This window comes from Streptomyces sp. NPDC001634, from assembly GCF_040298185.1.
Lineage (GTDB): Bacteria > Actinomycetota > Actinomycetes > Streptomycetales > Streptomycetaceae > Streptomyces.
This window is the reverse complement of the sequence record NZ_JBEOZU010000014.1, coordinates 18,358-38,672: the sequence shown is the minus strand read 5'-3', so window position 1 is coordinate 38,672 and position 20,315 is coordinate 18,358. Positions and strand designations below refer to the sequence as shown.

General features: G+C 70.0%; 18 protein-coding genes and 2 pseudogenes. 10 read left to right on the top strand and 10 right to left on the bottom strand.

What is annotated here, in order from left to right:
• Nucleotides 1-13: 13 nt before the first annotated feature.
• Nucleotides 14-247, bottom strand: a pseudogene (locus tag ABT186_RS47940) (sugar ABC transporter substrate-binding protein); the annotation flags it as partial.
• A gap of 225 nt (nt 248-472) precedes the next feature.
• Between ABT186_RS47940 and ABT186_RS11680 the strand changes: the two are divergent.
• Both ABT186_RS11680 and ABT186_RS11675 read left to right on the top strand, forming a co-directional pair.
• Nucleotides 473-1,633 (top strand): ROK family protein, encoded by a 1,161-nt coding sequence (locus ABT186_RS11680; RefSeq protein ID WP_351924757.1) that lies wholly within the window; start codon nt 473-475, stop codon nt 1,631-1,633.
• Between the two features lie 91 nt (nt 1,634-1,724).
• Nucleotides 1,725-1,910 (top strand): hypothetical protein, encoded by a 186-nt coding sequence (locus ABT186_RS11675; protein ID WP_351233230.1) that lies wholly within the window; start codon nt 1,725-1,727, stop codon nt 1,908-1,910.
• Between the two features lie 154 nt (nt 1,911-2,064).
• On the opposite strand, the gene ABT186_RS11670 is transcribed toward ABT186_RS11675, so the two are convergent.
• Nucleotides 2,065-3,474 carry a S1 family peptidase gene (locus ABT186_RS11670; RefSeq protein ID WP_351233232.1) on the bottom strand — a complete coding sequence of 470 codons (1,410 nt, stop codon included), beginning with the start codon at nt 3,472-3,474 and terminating at the stop codon, nt 2,065-2,067.
• Nucleotides 3,475-3,590: 116 nt separating this feature from the next.
• Nucleotides 3,591-4,583 carry a DUF3800 domain-containing protein gene (locus ABT186_RS11665; protein ID WP_351924755.1) on the bottom strand — a complete coding sequence of 331 codons (993 nt, stop codon included), beginning with the start codon at nt 4,581-4,583 and terminating at the stop codon, nt 3,591-3,593.
• 139 nt (nt 4,584-4,722) lie between these two features.
• On the opposite strand from ABT186_RS11665, the gene ABT186_RS11660 reads away from it, so the two are divergent.
• The 5 genes and pseudogenes from ABT186_RS11660 to ABT186_RS11640 all read left to right on the top strand — a co-directional run.
• A complete protein-coding gene (locus tag ABT186_RS11660) occupies nt 4,723-5,469 on the top strand; it encodes a type 1 glutamine amidotransferase domain-containing protein (protein WP_351233234.1) in 747 nt (248 codons plus the stop codon).
• Nucleotides 5,470-5,621: 152 nt separating this feature from the next.
• Nucleotides 5,622-6,263 carry an HAD family acid phosphatase gene (locus tag ABT186_RS11655; RefSeq protein WP_351233236.1) on the top strand — a complete coding sequence of 214 codons (642 nt, stop codon included), beginning with the start codon at nt 5,622-5,624 and terminating at the stop codon, nt 6,261-6,263.
• 95 nt (nt 6,264-6,358) lie between these two features.
• Nucleotides 6,359-6,745 (top strand): PPOX class F420-dependent oxidoreductase, encoded by a 387-nt coding sequence (locus ABT186_RS11650; RefSeq protein WP_351233238.1) that lies wholly within the window; start codon nt 6,359-6,361, stop codon nt 6,743-6,745.
• 101 nt (nt 6,746-6,846) lie between these two features.
• Nucleotides 6,847-7,620: a sulfite exporter TauE/SafE family protein gene (locus tag ABT186_RS11645; protein WP_351233240.1), complete on the top strand. Its 774-nt coding sequence runs from the start codon at nt 6,847-6,849 to the stop codon at nt 7,618-7,620.
• Nucleotides 7,621-7,748: 128 nt separating this feature from the next.
• A pseudogene (locus ABT186_RS11640) lies at nt 7,749-8,201 on the top strand (enolase C-terminal domain-like protein); the annotation flags it as partial.
• Between the two features lie 16 nt (nt 8,202-8,217).
• Here the strand turns inward: ABT186_RS11640 and ABT186_RS11635 are convergent.
• The 5 genes from ABT186_RS11635 to ABT186_RS11615 all read right to left on the bottom strand — a co-directional run bounded on the left by ABT186_RS11635 (nt 8,218) and on the right by ABT186_RS11615 (nt 13,125).
• Complete coding sequence (locus tag ABT186_RS11635) at nt 8,218-9,621, bottom strand: glycoside hydrolase family 43 protein (protein ID WP_351924753.1); 1,404 nt, start codon at nt 9,619-9,621, stop codon at nt 8,218-8,220.
• Between the two features lie 187 nt (nt 9,622-9,808).
• The gene (locus ABT186_RS11630) at nt 9,809-10,450 is read right to left on the bottom strand and encodes a response regulator (protein WP_502973182.1); all 642 of its coding nucleotides are present in this window, start codon (nt 10,448-10,450) and stop codon (nt 9,809-9,811) included.
• 274 nt (nt 10,451-10,724) lie between these two features.
• The gene (locus ABT186_RS11625; protein ID WP_351233244.1) at nt 10,725-11,192 is read right to left on the bottom strand and encodes an SLATT domain-containing protein; all 468 of its coding nucleotides are present in this window, start codon (nt 11,190-11,192) and stop codon (nt 10,725-10,727) included.
• A gap of 74 nt (nt 11,193-11,266) precedes the next feature.
• Entirely contained in the window at nt 11,267-11,839 is a 573-nt protein-coding gene (locus ABT186_RS11620) for a MarR family winged helix-turn-helix transcriptional regulator (protein WP_351233246.1), read from the bottom strand.
• A 110-nt stretch (nt 11,840-11,949) separates the two neighbouring features.
• Nucleotides 11,950-13,125, bottom strand: a complete 1,176-nt coding sequence (locus ABT186_RS11615; protein ID WP_351233248.1) for a permease — start codon at nt 13,123-13,125, stop codon at nt 11,950-11,952.
• 193 nt (nt 13,126-13,318) lie between these two features.
• Here ABT186_RS11615 and ABT186_RS11610 point away from each other — a divergent pair, with 193 nt between their 5' ends.
• Nucleotides 13,319-14,008: a peptidoglycan-binding domain-containing protein gene (locus ABT186_RS11610; protein WP_351924751.1), complete on the top strand. Its 690-nt coding sequence runs from the start codon at nt 13,319-13,321 to the stop codon at nt 14,006-14,008.
• Between the two features lie 134 nt (nt 14,009-14,142).
• Here ABT186_RS11610 and ABT186_RS11605 read toward each other — a convergent pair whose 3' ends face one another.
• A complete protein-coding gene (locus tag ABT186_RS11605; protein WP_351924749.1) occupies nt 14,143-16,047 on the bottom strand; it encodes a phosphatase PAP2 family protein in 1,905 nt (634 codons plus the stop codon).
• Nucleotides 16,048-16,228: 181 nt separating this feature from the next.
• Nucleotides 16,229-17,137, bottom strand: a complete 909-nt coding sequence (locus ABT186_RS11600) for an N-acetylglucosamine kinase (protein WP_351924747.1) — start codon at nt 17,135-17,137, stop codon at nt 16,229-16,231.
• Between the two features lie 332 nt (nt 17,138-17,469).
• Here ABT186_RS11600 and ABT186_RS11595 point away from each other — a divergent pair, with 332 nt between their 5' ends.
• Nucleotides 17,470-18,600 (top strand): ROK family transcriptional regulator, encoded by a 1,131-nt coding sequence (locus tag ABT186_RS11595; protein WP_351924745.1) that lies wholly within the window; start codon nt 17,470-17,472, stop codon nt 18,598-18,600.
• Nucleotides 18,601-18,873: 273 nt separating this feature from the next.
• A complete protein-coding gene (locus ABT186_RS11590; RefSeq protein ID WP_351924743.1) occupies nt 18,874-20,205 on the top strand; it encodes an extracellular solute-binding protein in 1,332 nt (443 codons plus the stop codon).
• The last annotated feature ends 110 nt before the right edge of the window (nt 20,206-20,315 follow it).

Genomic DNA, 20,315 nt, shown 5'->3' with positions numbered 1-20,315 from the left:
AAATGCGTGCCCTTCACTGGGAGAGGATCGGATTGATCTGACTGTTGGTCCTGTCGAGTCCGCTCACCGGCGCGTCGTTGGCGTAGATGTCCTGCATGGCGGGGTGCATGAGCGCGAACACGTCCGCCACGTAGTCGGTGATCGGGAAGGAGGACGTCGTGAAGTTCCAGGCGCCGTCGAAGGCGGTCGCCGCCCTGCCGGAGGCGACCTGCGCGTTGGCCGGGTTGGCGCCCTCGCTGTGGTCCGTGCCTCCGCGGCGCCGTGCAGCGGCAGACGCGACGGAGGGCTACTGGAGGCGACGGTCATCGGTGGCTCCTCGTTGGCGGCTCGTCCTCGATGCCCACTTACTTTTGAGGCGGAAGAATCCTCTCGTCAAGATGTCTGCGCAGATGGTTTCAGGAGCCGGGTTCCCGACGTAGAGTGCCCATCATTAGTTCCATGCCAAAAGAAATAGTTTCGGAGTCTGACCCCCATGTCCACACGTGCCGCCAGCTGGCTGCCCCTGAGCCCCGGTGAGCGTGCCGTGGCGATCGAGGTGCTCGTCCACGGCCGGCTCTCGCGCACCGAACTCGCGCGGCGCCTCAACCTCTCGGCCGGCAGTCTCACCCGGCTCACCAAGCCGCTGATCGAGTCCGGCCTGCTGGTCGAGGTCCCCGACGGAGGCCTCCTGGCGGAGGGGCGCCAGGGACGCCCCTCGCAACCGCTGGACGTGGTCGCCGAATCCCGTGCCTTCATCGGTTTCAAGATCACAGAAGACATGGTCTACGGCGTCGTCACCACGCTCAGGAGTGACATCGTCGCCCGGCTCGACCGGCCGCTCGCCGGCCATGAACCCGAGGACGTCGCCGACCTCCTGGCCGGGATGACCGCCGAACTCGCCGTGCGGTTCCCGGCGCTCGCGGGCATCGGCATCGGCGTCGGCGGCCTCGTCCAGGACCGTGCCGTGGTCAAGGAGTCCCCCTTCCTGCTGTGGCGCGACGTCCCGCTGGCCGAGCTCGTCGAGGAGCGCACCGGGCTGCCCGTGGTCGTCGAGAACGACGTCGCCGCCCTGGTCGAGGCCGAGACCTGGTTCGGCGCGGGGCGGGGTCTGGATCGTTTCGTCGTCCTCACCATCGGCGCCGGCATCGGATACGGCCTCGTCCTGGGCGGCAAGCGGGTGTCGTGCGCCGGGGAGGACCGTGGCTTCGGGCGGCACTGGATCGTCAACCCGTACGGCCCGCTCACGCCCGCCGGTGAACGCGGCAGCGCCGTCTCGCTGCTGACCATCCCCAGCATCCGCTACCAGATCCGGGCCGCCACGGGCCGCGACATGACGTACGAGGAGATCCTCGGCCTCGCCGCCGCGGGCGAGCCGATGTGTTCCCGTGTCATCGACGAGGCGGCACGGGCCCTGGGCACGCTGCTCGCCCAGATCGCCAACTTCGCGATGCCGCAGAAGATTCTTCTGGCCGGAGAGGGCGTCGGCCTGATCGATGTGGCGGGGGAGGCGGTGGACGAGGCGATCCGCGTCAACCGGCACCCGATGGCCGCCCCGATCGGCCTGGAGACCAAGGTCTCCGACTTCCACGACTGGGCACGTGGAGCGGCGGTGCTGGCCATCCAAGTGCTGGTCCTCGGCGTAGTGGCGGGGTGACGTGCCCCGTTCCGCGCGGAGTGATCAGCTTCACGGTCCGGAATGCCGGAAGGCGCCTGATTGCTCACATCGCCTTCACGTCGATCCCCGTATGCTTCACGCCATGTCCACCACTCCTGAACCCGCAGCGGAACGCTCCGCCGACGAGGTCAACGAGGAGATCCGGGCGCTGTGGTTCCGTAGCGGCGGGACGCTGAACATGGAGGAGCGGCGGGAGTACCAGCGGCTCGTCATGGAATGGGCGGCGGCCTCCCCGCAGCCCACGCAGGCGGCCTGACCTTTTCTCCGCCGGCCCGCGGTCGTTACCGCGTATGACCTGGCCGCGTGCTCCCCGTCTGCGACGAACTCGGTCTGTGTCCCGCCCCCGGACGCGTGCCCGGGGGCGGGAAGTCCCGTCTCAGCGCCTTCTCACCGGCGTTCTCGCGCCGGGCTCAGCCCCAAGTGCCCGAGTAGGCGCGCCGGTAGGCGTTGCGTTCCTGTTCCGTGCGGATGTAGCGGGTCGCCACCAGGGCGACGAGGCTGCCCGCGATGACCAGCAGGCCCGGCCCGATGTTCCGCGGGTCGGTGAGCCGGGACAGCAAGGTGTCCCCGGTGTCGGTGGCGCCGACCTGCTGGACCGCCCCTGGAGCCGCGGACCCCGGGGCCGCCGACCCGGGCGCGATGGCCGCACTCTGCCGGGAGGGCGAGGCGTTCGGCGCGGGGGCCGCGGACGCCGGGGCGGTCGCACCGGCCGACGCCTGCGGCTGCCCGGTCAGCTGCACCCCCAGCGCGGCCATCGCCGCGGTGATCGGCTGGAAGAACGTAGTACCGCCCGACTGACAGTCCCCGCTGCCGCCCGACGTCACCCCGAGCGCGATGCCCTCGGAGAACAACGGCCCGCCGCTGTCGCCCGGTTCGGCGCACACCGTGGTCTGGATGAGGCCCGTGACCGAGCCCTCGGGGTAGTTCACCGTCGCGTTGAGCGCGGTGACCTGGCCGTCGTGCAGACCGCTGGTGCTCCCGCTGCGGAAGACCTTCTCACCGACCACCGGATCCCCGGTCGCGGTGATGCGCACACCCCGGCCGCCCCCGATGGCCACGACATTGTCACCGGGGGTCGCCTGACCGTTCTCGTACCGGATGAGCGAGAAGTCGCCCTCGCCGGGGAACTCCGACGAGACGGTCCGGCCCAGCTGCGTTCGACCCGTGTTGTCGGAGAACCAGAGCGTGCCGCCGGGTCCGCAGTGTCCGGCGGTCAGGATGAACTCGCTCTGGCCCTTGGTCACGTTGAAACCCGCCGAACAGCGGCCGCTGGTCGAGAAGATGGGCTGGGCGCCGTTCACCCGGGTGGTGAACTTCCCCTGGGTGCGCTCCATCTGCACGAAGTCCCCGATGCTGCCCGCGAGTTTCGTCATACGGGACCAGTCGGACGAGGAGACCGTGCTGTCGCCCTGCACCACCACCTTGTTGGTCCTGTAGTCCACGAACCAGGCGGTGCCCGACACCCTGGGCGCCGAACTCAGGCTCTTCGTCGCGGACTTGAGCTCGCCCATACTGTGCCGGACGAGCTTGGCCCGGGCCCCGGCCGCCGTCACCTCGGCGGCAGCGGCCTTGTCGGTCACGGCGACGACGGGCTTCCCGTCGGAGGCGACCCAGCTGCCCGCGGTACGCGAGGTGCCGAGCCGTGACACCAGTGTGGAACCCGTCCCGGAGGCGGTCTGCGCGGTCGTGCCCTCGGGAGTCTGCGTGCCGGACGGTTCGCTCGCCAGGGCCTGGGTGACCATCAGGCCTCCCATGAGCAGCCCTCCGACGGCCGCGATGCGCGCCCCCCGTTGGACGATCCGTCGTCGTGCATGCCTCATCCATGGCTCCCGAACCCGAACAGCACGGCGTCACCACCGCCGGGCGCTCCGGTCGTCGAGCGCCCTCTCTCCATACGTGCGTCCCCGCCGGTGCGTTCACCAACAGATGTCCGGGCTCACGCCGTTGGTGTGGTCGACGGCCCCCGGAGCAGCGCGCCACTGCGCTCGTCGCCCCATACGGAGTCCTTGTCCACATAGGGCCGCAGCAGCCCGGTGAGTGTGGGATCGCCCCGTCCGTTCAGTTCGTCCGAGGCGATCTTCCGCGCGATGCCGGCGAGGAAGTCGGCGAGCTGCACCCGCGCATCAAGTCGCGAGTCGACGAGCCGAACCCCGAAAAGCCGGGCCGTCTCCTTGAGCCAGGCGATGCGCTGTGCGGTGAGCAGGTTCTGCTCGTCGTGGACGAGCGAGACGAGGTGTCCGTCCGCACCCCAGTGCGCCGCGGTGCGCACGATCGCCGGCACCAGGGGGTTCAGTACGGGAACGACCGCCGGACTCCCGACGATCCGCGTCCGGTAGGCACGGGCCCGGTCATGCGAGCGGCTCAGGAGTGCCAGGATCTCACCCGCGTCGCCGTCCGGGTGCGCCCGCCGCAGAGCGTCGACCGCGCGGAAGAAGGAGTCGACGGGAGCCGAGGGTTCCCCGTTGCTCCTGACCCGCATCAGATCGTTGGACGCCTCCAGGAAGCGCTGCCACGGCTCGTCCCGGACACGGCCGCGGCTCCCGCGGAAGAGGACGAGGGCCGGTCCCGGGTCACCGAGCAGCAGTTCCACCACCCGGTCGACGACGAAGAACGACTTCTCCACGAGCAGCACATGGGCGTGCCCGTACAACGGCCCCGAGGCGCCGAGCAGCCACTCCAGCACCGACCGGTGCTTCTCCCGCAGCAGATGGGTCGCCTTGTACTCCTCCGCGGGAGAACGGATCCGGTCACGGATCTCCTGGACGGACTCGGCCGCCGACGCGAGGGGCAGATGGACACTGGCGTGGGCGAAGACATCGGTGTTGCCGCTGGTGAGGTTCTCGCCGTCGGATCCGGACTCGTCGCAGGCCACTTCGAGCAGCCGTCCCCCGGTCTGTGCAGGGACCGCACTCCCACGATTCCAGGTCACCGCCTCGCCCCCTGCCCTCGCGCCCATGAGGATCATGCCGCACAAGGCGGTCGGTGAACCGTCTCCCCGTGTATACGCCGCTCCCTGTGCATACGGCGCGGCTGTCATGAACACACGACCGGGCTGCCATGATGGGCACATGCGTGTGCTGATGCCGGTTCCGGACCGCGACTTCGACGTCACCGAGGTCGCGGTGCCCTGGCGGCTGCTGACCGAGGCGGGCCACGAGGTCGTCTTCGCCACCGAGCGGGCGGGAACCCCTCCCACCGCCGATCCCCGGTTGCTGACCGGAGTGCTGTTCGGGCAGCTCGGCGCCGAGCCCGAACCCAAACGTTTCTACGAACAGCTCACGGTGGCCCGTGAGTTCGCGGCCACCGAGTCCTGGGCCGACGTGGACGTCACTGGCTTCGACGGGCTCCTCCTGCCGGGCGGACACGCGCCCGGCATGCGCCAGTACCTCGGCTCCGAGGTGCTGCGGCGGCAGGTCGCGCGCTTCTGGGCGCTCGAGCGGCCGGTCGGAGCGATCTGCCACGGTGTCCTGGTCCTCGCCCGGACCCGTGACTCGCACACCGGCCGCAGTGTGCTGGCCGGGAGCCGCACGACGTGTCTGCCGAAGTACATGGAACGCACCGCGTACCTCACCACGGCCTGGCGCCTCGGCCGCTACTACCGCACCTATCCCGCGTACGTGGAGGACGAGGTCCGCTCGGCTCTCGCCGACCCGGGTGCGCAGTTCGAACGCGGACCCCGCGTGCTCACCCGGCGCGGCACCGCGAGCGACGACACCCATGCGTTCGTGGTGGAGGACGGCCGCTATGTCTCGGCCCGCTGGCCCGGAGACGCCTACCTCTTCGCGCGCCGGTTCCTCGCTCTCCTGCGCGGATGATCGCCCGCCAAAAAAGTGAGGGGTACTCAAGAGTAACTGTCAACCAGCCGGTAACTTTTCCGTGGCCTGCGGTCCATCCTTGGACGTGAACATGACGGGCGCGGCCATGGTCGACGCACCGTCGCCGCTTTCACACGAGAGAAGGGACGGGCATGACAGGACGTGGTGTGGGCGGGCGGATCGGCGCGGTCTCGGCGGTCGTGGCGCTCGGTATCGGCGGCACGGTCACTGCCGCGCAGACCGCCTCCGCGGCTCCGGCAGAGACGACCGTGAGTGTGGCCGCGACGCAGAGCTCCGGGGTCGACTACGCCACCTGGCAGGCGGACGTGAAGGCGGTCATCGACCAGGCGGTGCCGTACGTCCAGCAGCGCACAGCGAACGCATCCGGGCAGAAGCTCGCGATCGTCTTCGACATCGACAACACCACGCTGGAGACGTACTTCCACCCCTGGTACCAGCTGCCCACCCCGGCGGTACAGCCCTCCCTGGCGCTGGCGAAGTACGCGAAGTCCCGCGGTGTCTCCGTCTTCTTCATCACCGCGCGCCCCGGCATCATCGAGGACGTGACCGAGTGGAACCTCAAGACCGTGGGCTACCCGGTCGACGGACTGTACGTGCGTGATCTGCCGGACCTGTTCGACGAGGTGAGCGCGTACAAGACCAGCAAGCGCGCGGCGATCGAGTCGCAGGGGTACACCATCATCGCGAACGTCGGCAACAACGACTCCGACCTGGTCGGCGGTCACGCCGAGCGCACCTTCAAGCTGCCCGACTACAACGGCCAGCTGTCCTGACGGTCTCTCGCGGGCATCCCGGGTGCCGGTACGGTCGTACGTCCGTACCGGCGCCCTTTGCGTATACGGGAAGGCATCTGCCTAGACTGCCCCGCATGGACGAGGTCTCGCTGGACCGGCTCGGTTCGGGCAAGTATGTGCTGATCACCAGCTATCGCAGGAACGGAACTCCGGTCGCCACCCCGGTGTGGGTGGTACGCGACGGCGACTCGCTCGGTGTCTGGACCCCTGCGGACTCCTGGAAGGTGAAGCGGATCCGGGCCCGCGCCGACATCCTCGTCGGTCCCTGCGACCTGCGCGGCAACCCGACCGGCGAACAGATCCCCGCCACCGCCGAGATCTGCGACACGGCCACCACGGCCCGCTACCGGCAGCTCATCGCCAAGAAGTACGGCGTCATCGGCCGTCTCACCCTCCTCGGCAGCCGGTTGCGCCGGGGCGAGAAGGGGACGGTCGGCATCCGGGTGAGCCTGAAGCCGTAATTCTGACGCTCACTCACATCAGTCTCTCCATGTAGACGCTGTTTTGGATGTGAGACGGGAACGGGGCAGGATGTGCGCGTTCGCCCTGAGAGGGAGGTCGCGTGGGGGTCGGCTCCGTTGTTCTGCTCGCCGGAGCGGGGGTCGCCTCCGGGCTCGCCGGTTCGATTGCGGGTCTGGCCTCGCTGTTCAGTTACCCGGCGTTGCTGGCCGCCGGTCTCCCGCCGGTGGCCGCCAATGTCACCAACACCGTGGCGCTGTTCTCCAACACGGTGGGGACCGCTGCCGGTTCCCGTCGGGAACTGCGCGGTCAGCGTCGTCGACTCCTCCGGCTCGGCCTGCTCGCGGCAACGGGCGGCTCGGTCGGTGCGGCGCTGCTGCTGGGTACGCCGTCCTCGGCGTTCGAGCACGTCGTACCGTGGCTGATCGCCCTGGGGTCCGTGCTCATCCTGGCCCGCGAGCCGCTGCGCCGACTGGCCGCGAGGCGACGGTGCGTCAGTGACGACGGAATCCCCGCGAAAGTGCCCTTGGCCTGCGCGGTACTGCTGGTGGGGCTCTACGGCGGCTACTTCGGCGCCGCCTCGGGTGTCCTGATGCTGGCCGTGCTGTCCCTCTCGGTGAGCGAGCCACTGCCGGTGACCAACGCCGTGAAGAACATCGCCACGGGTGCCGCCAACGTCACCGCCGCGGTCGCCTATGCCTTCCTGGCGCCGGTCGACTGGGGAGCCGCGACGGCCCTCGGCCTCGGGGCCCTTGTCGGCAGCCGGGTGGGCCCCGTCGTCGTACGGCGCATTCCAGAGACCCCGTTGCGCATCGCCATCGCCCTGGCCGGCCTGGGACTGGCCTTCTCCCTGTGGCGCGGGGCGAGCGGACGGTGAGTCAGTTTCCGCTCGTGCACACCCATTGACCTCGGTCGTCCACAACCCTAGCCTCCATCCTCCTGTGTAGACGGCGTCTTCATATGGGGACAGCGTTCATGGGGGCGAGCATGGTTCAAAGGGGAACGCTCACCCACGCGCCGGCGCTCCAGTCGGTCTCGATCCCGCTCGCCGACCCGCACTTCTGGACCATGCAGGGTTCGGTACGGGTGGCCCAGCTGTGCCAGGCGATGGGGCTGACCTGGGGCTGCCACTCCAACAACCACTTCGACATCTCCCTGGCCATGATGACCCACTGCGGAGCCGCCGCTCCCGGCGAGTACAACGCGCTGGACACGCACTGGATCTGGCAGGAGGGGCTGGAGCGACTCACCACCGAACCACCGCGGATCGTCGGCGGTGAGGTCGCCGTACCGGACACCCCCGGCCTAGGTGTCCGGCTCGACCGGGACCGGCTCCTGGCCGCCCACGACCTCTACCGGCAGCAGGCGCTGTCGGACCGTGACGACGCCGTCGGCGTGCGGTACCTCATCAAGGACTGGACCTTCGACAGCAAGCGTCCCTGCCTGGTGCGGCCGTAACCGGGCTCCGCCGTTTCTAGTACCCGACGGAGAAGGTGGCGTCGGCCCGGTCGGTGGCGGTCGATATCGGGTCGATGCGCAGCACGTAGTCGGAGTGCCTGATATAGCGCGTCGGGTAGTTGTACGAGCGGAAGGACGTCCACGAGGAGTCGGCGAGCCCGGCGGTGGAGTAGAACGTGGCGTCCTGCGCGAACGTCGTCGTGCTGTCGTTGACGTCCAGCTGCAACTGGTAGTTGTAATGCCGCAGATAGCGGGTCGGGTAGTTGACCGACTGGAAGGACACCCCGGAGCTGTCGGCGAGGCCGGGTACGAGCTTCCACCGGGAGTCGGTGTACGGGTCGAACGGGTACTGGTCGATCCGGCCCACGAAGTTGGAGTGCCGGACGTAACGGGCCGGATAGTTGTACGACTTGAGGCGGTTCCAGGCCGGAGCGCCCCACTTGGCCACAAGGTTGGTGTACTCGGTCGTGGTGATCGGCTGGATGGTGCCGTGCTTGGAGTTCACCGGCTGGGTGTAGTCGCGCTGGTCCAGGGCGGTCCAGGTGCCGGCGGCCAGGTCCGTGCTCTGCCAGGCGTAGAAGACGCCGTTGGGGGTGTAGGTGTCGCCCCACAGGTACCAGGTGTTCGACGTCTGGGACTTCACCAGGATCGGGGCCTCGGTGCCCCCATGGGCCGTCGGGGTGCTGAAGACGGTGAAGCTGCCGGGATCCAGGGAGGTGGACTTCGCGCCTACCAGCGCCTGCTTCGAACTGTCCTTGAAGTACAGGTAGTTGACACCGCCGACCCCAACCGCCATGTCGCCGTCGATGACGTCGTAGCCCGGGTCGAAGAAGACCTGCGCGGTCGTCACCGTCTGGAAGTCGCTGGTGTAGTTGACCATGATCACGTTGTGGCCGCTGTCGTTGACGGCGGAGTAGATGATGGCGTACTTGCCGCGCCCCGCGTCCCAGAAGGCCTCGGGCGCCCAGCTGTGGGTGTTCATGTCGTGCAGCCTGAGCCGGCGGTAGCCGGTGAACGTGCGCAGGTCGGCGGAGTCCCAGACGTGGATGTACTGGCTGACGTAGCTCCAGTCGGTGCCCTTGAGGTCGGTGGCGAGCACGACGAAGGTGCCGTCCTGCTTGCGCAGGATGAAGGGGTCGCGCAGTCCGAGCGCGCCCGCGGTGGGCGTGACCACGGGGTTGTTCTGGTTGAGTGGCATCCAGTGGCGGGAGTCCGTGCTGACGGCCAGGTGCAGGCCGTAGTCGGTGCCGGTGCCGTTCGGTGACTCGGTGAAGTAGCCCATGACGTAGGCCGAGTCCGCGGCGCGGGCGGGCCTGGCTCCGGCGGTGAGGTCGGTGGTCAGGGCCAGCGGCACTGTCGCGGCCATTCCGAGAAACAGCCGTCGCGACGGGTGGGAGCCGGGGTGGGGTCGTACGCTCATGCGTTCTCCAAAGGGCGTGCGGGAGTCCTTGGTTGTTGCCGAAATATCGAACGAGGTTCGATGAGGCGATCAGAAGGTAGAGGGGAGGTGAGGGCGCGTCAATTGTTCTGTCGTTACTCGGTGATTTCTGTGGGGCGGTGGAGACGCAAGGAGCGGGAGACACGCCGGGGCCCACCGAATCCAGGACCTAGGAAGGCGACGCCCCGGCGTTCCCCGTCTGCCAGGCCCAGGCGGCGATTTCCACGCGGTTCCGTGCCGAGAGCTTGAGCTGGATGCCGGCGAGGTGGGTCTTGACCGTGGAGAGGGACACGTACATCTCCGCGGCGATCTCCGCGTTGGTGCGGCCGAGGGCCACCAGGCGGACGACGTCCAGCTCCCGGTCGGTCAGCTGCTCCCGCGGCGGGGGAGGAGCCGTCGGTGTGGCGGGCTTCTCCGGTGCGGTCGTGACGTGCTTGAGCAGGCGCACCGTGATCGACGGAGACACAAGGGAGTCCCCGACCGCGGCGGCGCGCACCGCCTCCGCGAGCAGCGTCGGTCCCGAGTCCTTGAGGAGGAACCCGCATGCGCCGCCGCGCAACGCGCCGAAGACGTACTCGTCCAGGTCGAAGGTGGTGACCACGACCACCCGCAGCGGATCGGCGACCTGCGGCCCGGCCAGCAGCCGGGTCGCCTCCAGGCCGTCCAGCTTCGGCATGCGGATGTCCAGCAGGCAGACGTCGGGGCGCAGTTCCCGGGCCAGCCGTACGGCGCTCTCACCGTCGGCGGCCTCGGCGACCACGGTCATGTCGGGCTGCGCCTCCAGGAAGAAGCGGAAGCCGGTGCGGACCATGTCCTGGTCGTCGGCGATCAGGACGCGGTCGGGTGGCGGTCGCTCATGGTCGAATCATGCCTGAGCGGGGAGGGAGGGACGGTCGGCGGGCGGGCACGGCCAGTGCTTGGTCAGCCTCTCCCGCCGACCCGGGCGCCCACCTCGGCCGAACGGCCAGGCCTTCCCGTCCGGGGCACCCGCCGGATCGGCCGTACGGCCGATCCCGACCACACGGGCGCTGCCTCCCGTGATCGGCGCGAACCTCATGCACGGCACCCCACGGCGAGCGTCGCGCTCAGGTCCCGGCGGCCGGCAGCGAAGGTGCCGACCGCTGTTGCTGCGACTCGGACCACTCCTGCAGTTCGGTGGCTCCGACCTCCTCGATCGCCGCCTGCAGCGCCGCCCGCGCGGCCGCGTCGCGTTCGGTCTGCGGGAGCAGCAGATAGCGGTCGACGGACCGGCTCAGGGTCTGGCGGGACTGCGCCGCCAGCACCCATCGCGGGGCTGGGTTGAAGAGCTGACGCATACCGGTGAAGAAGACGGCGCTGCCGGCGATGAGGGCCGTCAGCCACGCCGGTGCGTGCAGCCCGGCCGCCACGACTGTGGACGACGTGGCGACGAGGGCTCCGATTTCCGTGGCATAGTGCTCCCGCCTGGCGCGGACGCCCTGGCGGCCGTAGAACGCCAGATCCCGCCGTGCGAGGGCCAGGAGGGGATCCGGTTGTGAGGTCCAGTCCTGGTCGGTGCGCGCCCGTCGTCTCATCGCCCCATCATCGGGGTTCGCTCACCCGCGGGGGAAGACACCCGATGATCAACCGGTGGTCCGTCGTTGATATGTCACTCCCTGGGACGGCGGCCGCTGCGGCGCGGTGCCGGTTCGGCGCCGTTCAGCAGGGAGCGGCGGCGGTCCTCGCCGTGCTCCTCGACCTGGAGCACGACACGCCGTAGTGACTCCGCCAGGCCGCGGCACTCGGCGTCGCTCAACTGGCCGGTGACGAACGCCTCTTCCTCGTTGAAGGCCGGGAACACCCGCTGCATCAGCTCCTCGCCCTTGCCGGTGAGGCTGAGCAGCACGAGCCTGCCGTCGGTGGGGTGGTCGGCGCGTTTCACCAGGCCCCGGGACTCAAGGGTGCGCGCCACCCCGGTGAGCGTCCCCTTGGAGATCCCCGCCTCCTCGGCCACATGCCGGGTCTCCGACTCGCCCCACACCCACACCACCCAGAGCACGACGAACGCCGTCCAGGTCAGATCCGACTCGCGCAGCACCGAGTTCTCCAGGTGCTGTCGTACCGCAGAGGCGGCCCGGTAGATGTTGGCAACGGCTGCCATCTGGTCCCGGCGGATGGGGATGCCGCCGAGTTTCGCAGCGGCGAGTTTCTCGGCTTCGGTGATGGATCGCTGGCCGGGCACGGGCGCTCCTTCGATCTGGTCGCCGGATCCGTACGGCTTGTCCGGCCGTCCGGTCGTTCGGCCTCAAATTGTACGGAGGTGGCCCGTGTGCCGGTGCGCTACGGTGCCGATCAGTGGTGGTGGCCCTCGTGCGCCCCGGTGTGTTCGTCATGGTCGGGCGCACCGCCCATCATGCGCAGCATCGCGGGGCCGCCGGTGCGCAGGAAGCGTACGAGCAGGGCTGCGGCCAGCATCAGGAACGCGATGTTGAGCCAGGTCGTGTAGTTCCAGGTGATCCCCTCCTCCGGGATCCTGGCGGCGGCCTGGTCGGGGACCAGCCCCAGACCGCCGAAGACGAACTCGACCACGTAGCCGGCGACCACCATCGCCGCATAGAAGGTGACGAGGAGGAACGCGGCCATGCGCGCGCCGTAGTACTTCCGGTAGATGTTCAGGATCGGCAGGATCAGCAGGTCCGCGTAGATGAAGGCGATCACGCCACCGAAGCTGATGCCGCCCTTCCACAGCACCACCGCCAGCGGCACGTTCCCGATCGAGCACACGAACGTCGCGATCGCCACGAGCGGTCCGACGAGCGGGCCGATCAGCTTGGCGGCGAGCGGATGGTCCGCCAGGAAGAAAGTGCGCCAGAAGTCGTCCGGCACCCATGCGGCGATCGCCCCCGCGATCAGCAGACCGGCCACCAGGTCGCGCAGGATCGCCGCCCACTCCATGACGAAGATGTGCGACACGGACGTGAGGCCCGCGCGGGACAGCAGCCGGCTGAGGAAACCGCCCTCGCCGCCCACCGACATGTCCATCGCCGCGTGCCCCTCCATCGAACCGGCCAGCCCCCGTTCGGCCTGTTCGTGGGCGTCGCGCAGCAGCCGCTGGCGCAGCAGCACCCGGAAGAGCACGGCGAGGACGACGATCATGATGGGGCCGCCGACGAACTCCGCGAGCGTGAACTGCCAGCCCATCAACAGTGCCAGGATCACACCGAGTTCGATCACAAGGTTGGTCGAGGCGATCTCGAATGCCATCGCCGCGGTGAAGTCCGCGCCCTTGCGGAAGAGGGAGCGAGCCAGGGCGACCGCCGCGTACGAGCACGAGGACGAGGCCGCGCCGAGCCCCGCGGCCAGGGTGAGCGTGCGCGGCCGGTCGTCACCCAGCAGCCGTACGACCGTCGACCGGCGCACCACAGCCTGCACCACGGCGGACAGGGTGAAGCCCAGGATCAGCGCCCAGGTGATCTCCCAGGTCATCGACCCGGTGATGGACAGTGCGTGCCCGATCGCATCCCACATGGGGCGCCCTTCTCCCTGATGGTCCGTACGCCGGTCACTATACCCCTAGGGGGTATTTATGGAAGGGGTGTCGGGCAGAGCCCGGGTGGCCTGATCGTGGGGTGACTGTGGGAATCCGGTGAACCGGTGAGCGGGCGTACACGTATCACTCCCCGGGGATGGCGGGAGACCGCGGGCACGGAAGGAGAGCAGTGTGTCGACACCGCCCGAGCAGGGGCAGCCGGTGCGCCGCCCGGTGCTGGAACCCACGTACATCATGCGCCGCCGCCGCACGGAGGCACTGGCCGAACTGGTGAGGGAGTTCCGCGAGAACGAGAGACGCTCCCAGGAGCCGGTCCACGAACCCATCGTGGTGCACGTGGCACCGGCCGACTCCGACGACGCCACCGAGGAACTGCCGCCCGTACCGGCCGCCCGCGGCCATCGCGACCGCGACGCACGGGACCGGCGCGAACGGCCCGTCGACGACGGACTCACCCTGCGCCGCGCGGCGATCACCGTGGGCGTGACAGCGGCCGCCCTCATCGGCTTCGGCGCCGCCCTCCTCCTTCCGGGCGCGGGCGACGACGATGCATCGCGGCAGGCGGCGGCTCCTCCGCCCCGGCCACCCGCCACCAGCGCCCCCGCCCAGCAGCAGAGCACCGACCCCGACGGCCCCGGCACCCTGCGCGAGGGCGACAGCGGACCTCAGGTGACCGAGCTCCAGGAACGCCTGCTGCGCATCCCCGACGTCTACGACCACGGCTCGACCGACGGCCGCTACGACGCCACACTCACCGCCGCCGTCGCCCGCTTCCAGCTCTGGTACGGCATCCGGGGCGACGAGACGGGCGTGTACGGCAACGACACCCGCCGCGACCTCGAGTCCCGCACCTCGCTCTAGCGGGTGCGGAAGCGGACACGGGCACGCGTACGGCGGCCGCTCACCCTGAGCCGTACGGCCCCGTGTCCGCCCCAGCGGTACGGGCGTGTCGCGCGCTCCCCTCGCGCGACACGCCCGTCACCGTGCAGTGGGAACTACCGGTTGAGTATCCGTACGGCCAGCCCCTCCGCCGTGTACACCGGCACCGCCCGGTAGGCGTCCGATGCCACCACGACACGCCCGAACTGCCCGCGCAGCGAACATGTCCCGATGACGGGAATCGTGGTCCCCGCCCGCGGCGGCTGCTTCTCGTCCAGCCGGAGGGTCAGTACGCTGTCCCGGTCGAGCACCACGCGCCGCTCGACCGTCAGCACCGGTCCGCGCCCACGCCGCAGCGTCACGTCCAGGGCCGCCCCGGCCGACTGCGTGTAGGAGCCGCACACCCGGACGGGGGAGGCCGTCCGCAGCGTTCCGCCCGTCACCTGCACATCACCGTCGCCGAGCGCGCTCGACGAGGCGGCGACCAGGGTGCCGTCCTCGACCACGGTGCCGCCCGTGTAGCGGTTGTCACCGGTCAGGGTCAGGGTTCCGGTGCCCCCCTTGGTCAGACCGCCGCAGCCGTCGATGTCGTTGCGCCAGCTGTCGGAAGCACCGAAGCCACCGTCGGCCGCGTTCATCGTCACCCGCACGTCCGTGTCGAAGGAGCCGTAACCGTCCGCCGCGGCGAACAGGTTGATCCGCCCCCACTGCTCGAAGCCGTCCAGCAGCACATACCCGGAGGGGAGGGCGGTCGTCCGCAGCACCTCGCGGCGCTGCGCCGCGTCGAGGTACGGCAGCCGCGTCTCCAGCAGCACCTCCGCACCCTTGGGCACGGTCAGGTCCGTGCTGCGCCCGTGCCGGGTCAGCACATACGTCAAAGGGGGCCGGACCGCACGGGCGTTGGCGGCCCGGTCGGCGTACGGGTCGGTGTCGGCGTCCGCCGCGTGCGCGTAGGCGTAGAGCGTGTCGGCGGTCGTACCGGTCTGCGCCTGGAAGTACGCGAGAGCCTGGGCACGCGCCGCGGCCTTGAGGTCCGCGTTGGCCGGGTCGGCGAGCGTGGCGGCGGCCAGCGCCGTGGCCATGATGCGGCCGCCGATCACGTCGACGGTGGAGTGCATGCCGGCCATGATCCGGGTGTGGCTCAGCTCCAGAGCCCGCGTCACCAGCTCCTGGAAGCGCTCCGGAACCGCGTATGCGTAGGCCAGCCCCGCCAGGTGGAAGGCGTTGGTGTGACCGCTGGGGAAGCCGCCGTCGTCGGTCGGGGACGTGCTGCGCTGGCGCAGCAGCTGCGGGGCGACGACCACGTCGGACTCGTAGACGGGGTAGCCGAGCGCATCGGTCTTCCCGGTGTCGACGACCTCGCTGTCCTCGTTCATCCGCCACGGACGCGGGTACCGGTACGCGTACTTGGACGGGTTGCCCGAGGCGTAGTTGCCGCGCAGCGTGTCGACCAGCTGGGCCACCTTGCCGAGCGCGGAGTCGTGCGAGCCCGCGCCGAGCGCCGAACCGGCGGGAGCGCCGGCCGGCACCGCGTCGTCGATCTTGCTCGGCGGCGTGCCGTCGGGTGCGCCGGTGATCGATGTGACCGCCTTGGCGCCCGACTTGTACAGGTCGGCGAGCGGACCCAGACCGGCGATCATAGCGTAACTCTGGTGCTGCCGGTCGTAGATGAACGCCTCCTTCGCCTGCGCGTCAGAGCGGGCGGAGGTGACGCGGGCGCAGTAGCGCATGTTGGCCCGGAGCACCTCGGGCATGAGGGGCGTGCCCGTGTTCCAGGCGCCGCCCGTCTTCCACACGTTGCTCATGCCGCCGAGGACGCGGACCACCGCATTGGTCTCGGGCGTCTGGTTGGCAAGGATGTTGGTCTTGTAGTCGTCGACGAACGCCGCGGGTGTCGTGGCGGCCTTCGCGTCGGCGGCGGCCAGCCAGGTGACGAAGGTGGGCGCGGCCAGCAGACCCGCCGACGCACCGAGGGAGCCTCTGAGGAACGCCCGCCTGTTGACGGCGAGTTCTGACGGCATGCGCTTACCTCTCTTGAGTTCTACGGCCGTTCGGCCGGGGAGGGGAGATCGTACGAGCGAATGTCCCAGGGGCGCACGAGACGTGTCGGTCTCCTGTGCCGCGCGATGAGGAGGAGTCGTACGTGTGAAGATCTACGGCCGTGTCATGTCCCGTTGGGGTGAGCCCGGCGTCCGCGAAGTGTCATACGAGTGAACGCGCCAGAGCCACGGCACCCTCGACGGGCGGAACCCGCAGGGGCTGCGGCCGGGCCCCGGGCACGGCCTCGGCCAGCGATGACGTGAAGGCCTCGTACAGTTCGGGCTGGGCCAGCACTGTGCTGCCCGCGACCACGACGTCGTCGACGGCGACCCCACGCGTGGCGAGCCGGGCGACGAGAGCGGCGAGTGCCCGCCCGCCGTCGGCGATCACCTCGTGGGCGATCGGCGAGCCCGCCTCGGCGGCCGCGAACACCACCGGCGCGTGCCGCCCCCACTCCGCGGAGACGTGCGTGGCGCTTTCCAGCGCCGCGCCGAGCGCCGGTACTTCGCTGACCCCGAACGCGGCGATCAGCCGCAGCGCCAGTTCGTCCGGGGCTTCGCCGCGGTCGTGCGCGGCCCACGCGGCCCGAGCCGCCTCACGGACGAGACCGGCCGAGCCGCCCTCGTCGCCGAGCACAGCCCCCCAGCCGCCGACCTGAACGGGGCTGCCGTCGGAGAGTCGGCCCACGGCCACGGAACCGGTACCGGCGACCAGTCCGACGCCCTTCTCCAAGCCGGCCGCGGGGACCAGGAGTTCGGCGTCGCCCACGACCAACACGGGCACCTGGAGGCGGTCCTGGAGTGCGGCACGTATCTCCTCGCACTGGCGCGGCGTCTCGCAGGCGTGCCCGCCCATGGCGAGGGCCAGAGGGCGGGCGCCGTGGGGCAGGGCGTCGTGCACCAGCGTGGTCAGCCAGGCGGCGGCGGCCGCGGGGTCGTGCGGCCGCCAGCCGCTGCTCGGACGGACGTGGTCGGCGACGGTTTCCGGCCCCGCGAGGGCGCGGAGATGCGTCTTGGTGCCGCCCACGTCGACACCGACCACGAGAGGGCACGAGTGGGGAGTGTCCTGCACGGATCCTCTTTCGTCGTTGCAGTGAGCCGCGACGGCGGGCGAGCCGTACCTGGAGCAAGGGGCGTTGAGAACTGAGCAGGTGAAGAACTAGGGAAGCCCCGGGACGGGCCTCTGACGGAGCACGGCAGGCGAGTACCGTGAAGTTCGTTAGGAAACTAACTAACGAAGTATGGTGCGTCAAGAGGCATCGCGCACTCGACCACCGGGACGACCGTCCGGGCCGCCGGCGGGGCGGGTACGCGTGACTCCAGGGCATCCCATCGCCGCATCCCGGAGACGATCGACCCGGGAGCGCGGCCCTCGACCCGTGTGGGGGAACTGTGGAACATGACGTGGCGGAAGCCCTCCGCCTCACCGAGAGCGCGAGCGCGGTGTTCGCCGTGCTGGCCCAGGCGGGCAGCGCGACCCGGCCACAGCTCGCGAGTCTGGCGGGCCTGTCCAAACCGACGGTGTCCTCCGCCGTCGCGGAACTGGAAAGCGCGCGGCTCGCCGCCCATTCCGGCACCGCCTCCAGCGGCACCGGCCGCAACGCCGCCGTCTATCGGCTCGGACCGGCCGCCGGAGCCGTGCTCGCCGTCGACCTCGGCCCCGTTCTCACCCGCGTACGGGGCTGCGCCCTGGATGGCACCCTGCTGGCGCAGGCCACCGGCTCCCGGGCGGACGCCGCCGACGTCGTACGCGAGGCGCTCGTCGCACTGCCCGCCGGCGCCCCGCTGCGCACCATCGTCGTCGCCATCGGCGACGTCACCGCGCAGCAGGAGGGCACCGGTGTGCGCCCCGCGACCGCCAAGGCGGGCCCCGTCTTCGACGCCATGGTCGTCGCGCTGCCGCCGGGTGTTCCCGTCCACCTCGAGAACAACGTCAACTGCGCCGCACTCGCGGAGCTGCACGAGGGCGCGGCCCGCGGTCGCCACACCTTCGGCTATCTGCGGATCGGCGTGGGCATCGGCCTCGGCATCGTCATCGGAGGTCAGGTGCTGCGCGGAGCGAACGGCGCCGCCGGAGAGCTGGCCCGACTGCCCTATCCCTGGGACGACGGCCGCGAGCCGCGCCAGGAGGCACTGGAGGAGTACATCGGCGCACGCTCCCTGCTGCGCCGGGCAGCGGAGGCCTGGCCGGACGTCGACGGGCCGTGCCCTCGGACCGCCGAGCGGCTTTTCGCCCTCGCCGGGGAGGGCCGGGCCACGGCCCGCGCCGTCGTCGGCCGCCACGCCGCGGACATCGGCCGGCTCGCCGCTGCCGTGGCCGCCGTGCTGGACCCGGGACTGATCGTGCTCGGGGGCAGCACCGGTGCGGACCCGCAGCTCCTGCCCGGTGTGCGGGCGGAACTGGAGCGGCTGAGCTGGCCCACCGAGGTGGTCAGCAGCGCGGTGGGGGACTTGGGTACCGTTGTGGGCGCCGCCCGGCTCGCGGTCGCCCGGGGAGTCCAAACCGTGACCGAGGCCGCGCGGACTAAGGATTGACGGCCTCCGACTCGGTCTGCCAATGTCCGGACAAGCGCTTTCTAAGCCGGGCGGGACACCGGCTTGGGTTGGCGTCCCGCCCGTACGCGAAGTACGGCAGCCGCACGAGGGCGTGCTTGTGCGACGACGGCCCTCATGGCCGGGGATCCCACCCGTCAAGGCGACGCGGCCGGGCGAGGCCGCGCCCTCGGAAAGTGAAATTTCCTGCAAAATGCACCCGTGCCGCCTTGGTCGGCGCCGTGCTCCGTCCCCTACGACGAAAAGGGATCGAAGATGACCAGTGTGGGTGTGCGGCGCTCCCGCCGACTCGGCCGCGGCGGCATACGCCGCGTGGTTCCCCTCGCTGCCGTGGCCACGGCAGGTGCCCTTCTGCTCTCCGCCTGCGGCGGGTCGGGGTCCGGCTCGGGCGGGACCTCCAAGTCGCTGACGTTCTGGATTTCCACGGTCCCGGGGCAGGACGCGGGCTGGAAGAAGCTGGTGGCGCAGTACAAGAAGGAAGCCGGCGTCGACGTCAAGCTCGTCAACATCCCCTACGACGGCTACCCGACGAAGCTGCACAACGCCGCGCAGGCGAACTCTCTGCCCGACGTGGCGGACGTGCCCGCGCTGGACCCGATCTGGTCGAACAAGCTGCTCGACCTCAGCTCCATCGCCAACAACAAGGGCAACAACATCAATGGCAACTTCCTCGCCAAGGACTCGTCCGGGAAGGTGCTGTCCATTCCCTCGGACGTCACCGCGTCCGGCCTGTACATCAACGAGACGCTGTTCAAGAAGGCCGGCGTCTCCTTCCCGACCTCGCCCCAGAACACCTGGACCTGGACCGACTTCATCGCGGCGGCGAACAAGGTCCGGGAGAAGACCGGCGCCAAGTACTCCCTGACGTTCGACCAGTCGCCGTCCCGGCTCCGCGCCATGGTGTACGAGATGGGCGGGCAGTACGTCCACGCGGACTCCTCCGGCAAGTTCTCGGTGGACGACGCGACCAAGAAGGCCGTGAAGTACTTCGTCGGACTGAACGACGACAAGACCATGCCGAAGTCGGTGTGGACCAGCGGCGCCGACCCGTCGGCCATGTTCCAGAGCGGTGACGTGGTCGCCTACTGGTCCGGCGTGTGGCAGGTTCCCGCCTTCGCGGACAGCATCAAGAAGTTCGACTGGGCGAGCGTCCCGACTCCCGCCCAGCCGGTGCAGGCCAGCGACGTCAACAGCGGCGGCATGATGGTGGGCTTCAACAACAACGGCGCCGCGGCCACCGCCGCGCAGAAGTTCCTGTCCTGGGTCTACGAGCCGGCTCACTACCAGGAGCTGTGTGAGGCGTCCGGGTTCCTGCCCGTCGAGAGCGGTCTGACCCCGAAGTACCCCTTCACCTCCGCGGCGGCGCAGGCGGCGTTCAAGCTGTACAACGAGGAGATCCCGCTCTACGCCCCGATCTCGGGTTACTTCAACAACGCGCAGACGGCCTGGGTGCTGAAGGGCAAGAGCCTCACCACCGACCCGACCAAGACGGAGCTCGGCAAGGCGGTCAACGGCCAGCAGTCGGCCGACAAGGCCCTGGACAACATCGTGGCCGGCTACAACCAGCAGGTCGGCGGCGGATCGTAAGCCGACGGGCCGGGGGGGCGGGGCGGGTCGAAACCCCCCCCGCCCCAACGGGAACAGGAAGTACTCAGCCGACGCCGCGACCACCCCCAAAAAAAAAACCCCGCCACTGA